Origin of the sequence: Sphingomonas sp. CFBP 13714 (assembly GCF_014842205.1) — a bacterium.
In the GTDB taxonomy this organism is placed as follows: Bacteria; Pseudomonadota; Alphaproteobacteria; order Sphingomonadales; family Sphingomonadaceae; genus Sphingomonas; species Sphingomonas aerolata.
Window position 1 is genome coordinate 235,790 of the sequence record NZ_JACYVG010000007.1, and the last position, 6,798, is coordinate 242,587.

Consider the following 6,798-nt stretch of genomic DNA (forward strand, 5'->3'; position numbering starts at 1 on the left):
CCCCTCGCTGCGTAGAGGGCGATCTGAACGTTCGTTCGGGGATCGAATGTCACTCAAACTTCGTTATTGATCGGTAGTTGATCGGGTGGCGAAGGGTGGCTAGATACATGCTGTGAAAAACACTCCTATCAAGCAAAAGTCATATTGGCCTGCTCTTGACGCGGCGCTTAGTGCGGCAGCCGACGGGACTGCCATCCCCAGTGCAACGTTCGCCGCAGTAGCGGATCGCCTGCGATCGGCAATTGACGCGCCGGACGCGGCGCGGGTTCGCGACGCATCGGATATTCTAGAGCAGTTTTATCGCCAGATGGCGTCGACGGCGTCGCCGGCTGTCCAAGCTGTCTCAAGGGGGCTTGAGGGCGGAGACATAGCTGCAAGCTACGTGCTCGGTAAGATTGCTTTTGCTCAGCTTCTGGCAGCACGCATCGCCGATACTCGTGCTGACGATAGGTTTATCAATCACGTCCGGGACGCTCGCTATCTTCCTTATATTCAAGCGATGTACGCTGAGCCCCTCAGCGTGTCCGCATTGCGAGACAAGGTCGGGACAAGAATTGAGACTGTTAGTCGAAAGCTGGCAGTTTTGCGGTCTATTGGGATAGTAACATCACGGCGGCAGGGAACTGTCGTGGTTAATATGCTAACCCCTGCTGCAAAAGATACGGTGGATGCTCTTGGGTTAGTTATAGCGCAGGAAGTTGACGCTATTATTAGACCTCGCGAAGTGCAGAAGACTCTTGAAAAAGCTCGTGAGACGTTGAGCCCTCATATGCAGGGCGCTCAACCGTTCCGAGGTCGATCCAATCCGCGGAAATATGGGTGATGGCTAAGGTGTCCCGAACCGCCGGGCGGATCACGACGTTCTTTTCTTATAAAGGCGGCGTAGGCCGCACTATGGCTGTCGCAAACGTCGGCTTCATAGCGGCAATGGCGGGTAAAAGGGTCCTTCTAATGGACTGGGACTTAGAGGCCCCAGGCTTGGCTGTGTACTACCGTGGCGTTACCGAGCATGAGGCTGCGGGGAATATTCGGAAATCTAACGGGGTTTTGAACCTTTTTACCGACTGGCGCGATGCTTTGTTAACGGCGACACGGCCGGAAGAGGCGTCTTCGATATTTAAGCGCTTTAAATCCGGTGCTCCATTCAAAGACTGTGCCTCTCCACTGCTGCCAAAGACCAGGCTCCCCGCTGGAGCAAAGCTCGACATCGTTGGGGCTGGGTCCTCTATAGTTGGAACGGTAGAGCCTTTGCCATATGCAGAGGCTTTATCACGCTTTAATTGGCCAAGCTTCTTCAGCGACTTCGCGGGAGGGTTGATGCTCGAAGCAATGCGGGCGTGGGCGCGCAGAAACTATGATATAATCTTAATCGATAGCCGTACGGGGCTAGCCGACGTCGCAGGCATTTGTACCATGCAGCTTCCTGATGAGGTTGTATTATGCTTTGTGCTAAATCGGCAAAATACTGAAGGTGTGGCGGATATTGCAGCATCAATCCGTGCTGCGCGCGGGAATGAAGTTGCTATTAGGCTATCGCCGATGAGGGTCTCTAAGGACCGACCGACGGAGGAAGCCGATGCACGGGCGCGTGCGCATCGGGAACTACGGAACGCAGGACTAGAATCACAAGCGATTGAACGTGATATGACGCGTTTGTCGATTGGAGCGGCTGCAAATATTCCGTTCTATGAGACGCTTGCGCCATTTGTTGCTACGAGTGCGACAGCGGACCCGCTTACCTTTGAATATCTGAGGATGACACAGGAAATAACCGGTGCCGCTTTTGATGTTCCAAAAGTCGATCAGGTTTGGATAGATTCAGTTCGTCGTCGTCTCCAGCCGCGTATGACGACAGTTGAATACCTTGGCTCGCTAAAGACTGCCGATCCAGATCGAGCATTCGAGGAAATTGCAAGGTTCCTTGATGGTGCTCTCGATGCAGATCCTAGCCGGGAGCTTCATGCTGACTATGTTGAGGCGCTTGTTTCTGCCGGATTGCAGGCTTCTGATTGGTTATGGAGTGACGACCGAGAGTTTCCAACAGAGATACTAGCGCAAAAGGCCATTCTTTTACTTCGCCAGCTTCATTCAATAGGTGAAGGCGATTGGCGCCTGCATCTCGTGAACGCTCTTGATGAATATGATATACGCTGGGCGAGCGGAAATCGCGAGAGAAGCCTGAAAGGAAATGCGGAACGCGACGCGATCCTTGCTTCCGGGCCGCAAACTACTGGTACGCTCGTGCGTCGAGCGCATCTCCATGTCGAAAATGCACGGCTGCGCAAGCCCAGCACCCCTTGGGGTAAAGTGGAAGACGAGTTAGATTATGCTCAAAGTCTTCTAGACGAGATTAGTGGGCCTATTCAGCCTGAGGAAGCCGAAGGGGTTGCTCTTGGTCATGCCGAAATAGCGGCGCAACGTGCTAACGTGTTCACACGGGATCCCAAGCTCGGAAACCCCGCTGAGCAATGGCAAAGAGTGATTAAATTGCTGGAAGGGCCAGAGGGTTCGCGTGGGCGCAGCTTGGCGGCAGAGGCGCATGTTGGCTTAGCTCAGCTGGACGAGGATGATCCTTTGGCCAGCAACAGGGTAGTTACGGCTGCGCAATTGTGGCGCCCTAGCGTAACGCGCGGCATAGATCGCTTTATAAAGTTGACGAGTATAATTCTTCGAGACGCCGACGCAGGTAATCAGAGCATCAACTTTTCGATCGCGGCGTTTGCGCGGCCCAAAGGGCTGCGGGTACCCATCGGTATCGGTATGCACGGCGTAACCGAGGTTATTGAGTTCAGTCGTTTGTTAGAGCAGCTCGCCTTGGTGGCTGATCTGGACAACCCGCTTCGTAATGATGCCCTGGTTGCTATCGCTGAGGCTGCCGAGCAACAGCTAAATCGCGCTACCCGAATTGTTGTAAATAGCGACGAAAAGCAGAATGAGGTACAATTTCGGAAGATATTTGCGGCGTACATTTCACTGGCTGAGGTGTTAGCGAGTGCGGAGGCGCCGGAGTCAGCGGTAGAGTCGCTGCGACGGCGAGTTGAGAAAATGCGGGATCGACTATTTCGGGCCAGCAAATGAGTCAGCCTCGAGATTGGAAGGGTGCCAAAGATCCGGCTGGGCTATTTTTGTTGCTATGGCGGTACGTCAGCAAAATGAGCCGTGAAAGGCTGTCTGGTGAAGTTGAATTACCGTTAATGCTAGCTCCGGCTGTTCGTGGCGCGCTCGCTAAGGATGATCCAACCGAGGCCGTCGGCTCGCTTTGCGACTCTCTTGAAGTGCATTGGGATCCAGGCACCCAATTTATGGCACGGCGCCTTCGAGCGAGTATAGCTTTAGCTGCTATGCGTGGAATTGACGATGCTTTGCTTGCTATTCATCCTCGTTCAATCGTTTCCGGTATGGGGTCGAGCACGTTGCCGTCGTGGCTTAACGACGTGCGGGAACTGCGTACCGTAGGTGGAGCTTACGCAGCAAATGACGAGCTGATGCTAATCGCTCGCGGTCCTTTTGCGCGTAGTCCCAAACTTGCGCTGGAAGAGGCTACATTCTCGCTAGTAGATCAGTTTGCAGCGGTAAAAGTAATCGACCGGACATCGTTCAAGGAGGACGGTCGTACCATTAATGTTACCGTAAAGGTAATAGACCAGTCGACTGATTGTGGCGTTGGAAATAGGCACGATCGCGCTGCGAGTGAGGTAGTCACGTTCGTACCTCTGGCAGAGAACGGGAGCGACTTGGTTCCAGTAGTAACGCCAGATGGGAAGGTGACATTTCTTGATGTTGTGAAGGGCGTTGGATACGAACCGTCTGATATACTCTTGAAGGCAGTTCAAGAGCGCCCTGACAGTGACATCGTCGTTGCTCCAGAATTGACCATTGACGAAGCCGACATTGAAAAGATTGCGGCTGGTTTATCTGCCATGTCCGGTGAACGGCCAAGAATGTTAGTTTCAGGATCAGGCCTATCTCAATCATCGATAGTCTCAAGCGATGGTGAAAGCGGCTATCCCTATAATGAAGCAACAATCATAAATGGGCACGGCGCGACGCTTTGGCGTCACCGAAAGGTATCGGCTTATGGAATGCTCAAGAGCACGTCAGACAATTTGGATATATGTGGCGGCAGTACTCCGCCGCAGCTTATGGAACGCATAACATGGTCCGACTCGATTACGGTGGCAGACGTTGATGGACTAGGGCGTTGTGTCGTTTTAATCTGCCAAGATATTATGATGAGCTTGGTAGGCCAACTTTTACAAGAATTTAGACCAGATTGGGTAATTGTGCCGATCTTGGATAGTGGCACATCCATCGGGCGATGGCCATCCAAGCGCGCGGAAGACCTATCAGGTATGTCGGAAGCCCGATTTATAGTTGTTAGCAGCCTAACAATGAAACACTGGCAAATAAAAAAATATTCGGGTGATGAAATGGGGGTGGCCGTTGGCCCCAAATATACAAATCGGGGCGATCCAGGCGAGCCAACCGGCGTTATGGCGCAGGTTACGCCCGAGAGCGCACATCGGCGTCATGGTTCGATACGATGGCGTTCGCGAACGGGCTGGGTACAAAAATAGATCGATGGTCATCAAGAGATGGAAGTGGCAGTGCCATGCACGTTCGACGTTGATGGCGCCCTTGCGCAGGGTCTGAGGAGCGTCGTCGAAATTCTGGCTAGGTGCGTCAATCCGCATCAGCAGATGCACGTCAAAAAGGCCTAAAAGGCCACAGTTTCCCTAAGCCTCGCATCAAATCTCAGTTTGCATCAAGAGAGGCCCAAAAAGCCCGCGGGCGAGGCGGGGGTTCTTGCGCTGCTTTTGGGGGCGCGGGCTTGTAGCCGCTTGGTCCGGTCCGGATCGCCTGGCGGGCTTCGAGGGCTGGCCGGCGCTATGCCGCCACAGCGCAACCGGGTGACGGACGTGGTCCCAGCGCAAATGGCAGTACCCCACTGAAATCATGTGTTCCCTTTATGTTCCGACTCGCGCTAGATGGCGGTCCAAAGAGTCGCGGGAACCGTCATGCAACACCTCCACCTCCACGATGTCCCGTTCGACCTGATACCGCTCGAGGTGCCGTTCTTCCTGTCGCGGACGCCAGCTGGCTTTCCGTCGCCGGCACAGGACGACATGGAGGAGCCGATCGACCTCGGCGCCTGGCTCGTCCAGCACCCCGCCGCCAGCTACATCATGCGCGTCGACGGCCACTCCATGCTGGGCGCGGGCATCAACGACGGCGACCTGATCGTCGTCGACCGATCCAAGACGCCGCGCGCGGGCGCGATCGTCGTCGCCCTGGTCCATGGAGACCGCACGCTGAAGCGCCTGCGACACATGGATGGCCGGCACTGGCTCGTCCCCGAAGCGGAAGGCTACCCGCACACGCTCGTCGACGAGAATGTCGAGATCTGGGGCGTCGTCGTCGGCGTCGCGCGCCAAGTCCGGTGAGCGGGCCGATCGCGCTCATCGACTGCAACAACTACTATGTCTCGTGCGAGCGCGCGTTCGACAGCAGCCTCATCGGCGTGCCCGTGATCGTGCTGTCGAACAATGACGGATGCGCCGTCGCCCGCTCGGCAGAGGCCAAGGCGCTCGGCATCAAGATGGGCGAGCCCGTCCACCTGCTGCGCGACAAGATCCGCGCGCACGGGATCCGCGTCCTGTCGTCAAACTATACCCTGTATGGCGACATGCAGCGCCGGGTCGTCGCGGCATGCGATGCCTTCGCGCGGGACTTCGAGATCTACTCGATCGACGAAACCTTCCTCGACCTGACCGGCTTCGAGGACCGGGACCTGGTCGCGCACGTGAACGCGATGCGCGCCCAAGTGCGCCAGTGGACGACGATCCCCACCTGCGTCGGCATCGGTGACACAAAGACGCTGGCGAAGCTTGGCAACGCCGCGGCCAAGAAGAACCCGATGTTCGACGGCGTGGCCGATCTGCGGGATGATGCGGTTCGCAAATGGGTGATGGACCGGTTTCCGGTCGAGGACGTCTGGGGCGTGGGCGGTGCGACGGCACGGAAGCTGCTGGCGCTCGGCATCGACAATGCCGGCGCGCTGCGCGACATGCCGATGAAGCAGGCGCGCGCGGTCGGCACGGTCGTGCTCGAGCGCCTGGTCGGCGAGCTGCGCGGCGTCCCGTCCGATGCGGTCGAGACCATCGCCCCGCAACGCAAGGGCATGGCAGTCACGCGCTCGTTCGGCACGCCGGTGAGCGACTTCCACACGCTGTTCGGCGCGCTCACGCAATATGCGATGCGGGCGGGCGAGAAGCTTCGCTCGCATGGGCTCGTCGCGGGCCGGCTGACCGCGTTCTTCCACACCAACAGACACAAACCCGACCGGCCGCAATATGCCGGCTCGCGCACCGTGGCTCTACACCCGATGACCAGCGACAGCCTGGAACTCATCGCCGCGGCGAAGCGCGGCGCGTCGGCCGCCTGGCGCGATGGCTATGCGTACACCAAGGCCGGCATACTGCTCGACGATCTGATCGCGGCGGATATGCGCCCCCGGACATTGTTCGAGGGCGACACGGACAAGCGCGACCGGTTGATGGGCGCCCTGGACGAGATCAACACCCGCTTTGGAAAGTTTGCCGCCACGACCGCTTCGCAAGGCTTCAAGCGGCAGTGGAAGATGCGATCCGAAATGAAATCACCCGCTTGGACAACCGACATCCGTGAGGTGCCGAAAGTACGTGCGCGATAGGTTGGCGAGCGCACGCGAATGTCCGGGCTTGGTGGAGAGCAGACGTTCCTTAAGAGGGCAACGCCGTAAACATCGACCTGCGTTAC

The 6,798-nt window shown here is 56.9% G+C and carries 5 protein-coding genes; all 5 read left to right on the forward strand.

What is annotated here, in order from left to right; all coding sequences use genetic code 11:
- Positions 1-112 precede the first annotated feature (112 nt).
- The 5 genes from IFT54_RS16625 (at position 113) to IFT54_RS16645 (ending at position 6,712) form a co-directional block, all read left to right on the forward strand.
- Complete coding sequence (locus IFT54_RS16625; protein ID WP_192071418.1) at positions 113-823, forward strand: helix-turn-helix domain-containing protein; 711 nt, start codon at positions 113-115, stop codon at positions 821-823.
- The gene (locus IFT54_RS16630; protein ID WP_274604166.1) at positions 823-3,078 is read left to right on the forward strand and encodes a KGGVGR-motif variant AAA ATPase; all 2,256 of its coding nucleotides are present in this window, start codon (positions 823-825) and stop codon (positions 3,076-3,078) included. Before IFT54_RS16625 ends, IFT54_RS16630 begins: the two co-directional genes overlap by 1 nt.
- On the forward strand, positions 3,075-4,577 hold the full coding sequence (locus IFT54_RS16635; protein ID WP_192071420.1) for a hypothetical protein: 1,503 nt from the start codon (positions 3,075-3,077) through the stop codon (positions 4,575-4,577). The genes IFT54_RS16630 and IFT54_RS16635 overlap by 4 nt, the downstream gene beginning before the upstream one ends.
- Positions 4,578-5,018: 441 nt before the next feature.
- Positions 5,019-5,444, forward strand: coding sequence for a LexA family protein (locus IFT54_RS16640; protein ID WP_192071421.1), 426 nt, complete (start codon positions 5,019-5,021; stop codon positions 5,442-5,444).
- Positions 5,441-6,712: a Y-family DNA polymerase gene (locus IFT54_RS16645; protein ID WP_192071422.1), complete on the forward strand. Its 1,272-nt coding sequence runs from the start codon at positions 5,441-5,443 to the stop codon at positions 6,710-6,712. Before IFT54_RS16640 ends, IFT54_RS16645 begins: the two co-directional genes overlap by 4 nt.
- Positions 6,713-6,798: the final 86 nt, after the last annotated feature.

What these genes read in the sequence shown, in the direction of transcription:
- IFT54_RS16640 (WP_192071421.1), top strand. Translation starts at nt 5,019, where the DNA reads ATGCAACACCTCCACCTCCACGATGTCCCGTTCGACCTGATACCGCTC.
- IFT54_RS16630 (WP_274604166.1), top strand. Translation starts at nt 823, where the DNA reads ATGGCTAAGGTGTCCCGAACCGCCGGGCGGATCACGACGTTCTTTTCT.
- IFT54_RS16635 (WP_192071420.1), top strand. Translation starts at nt 3,075, where the DNA reads ATGAGTCAGCCTCGAGATTGGAAGGGTGCCAAAGATCCGGCTGGGCTA.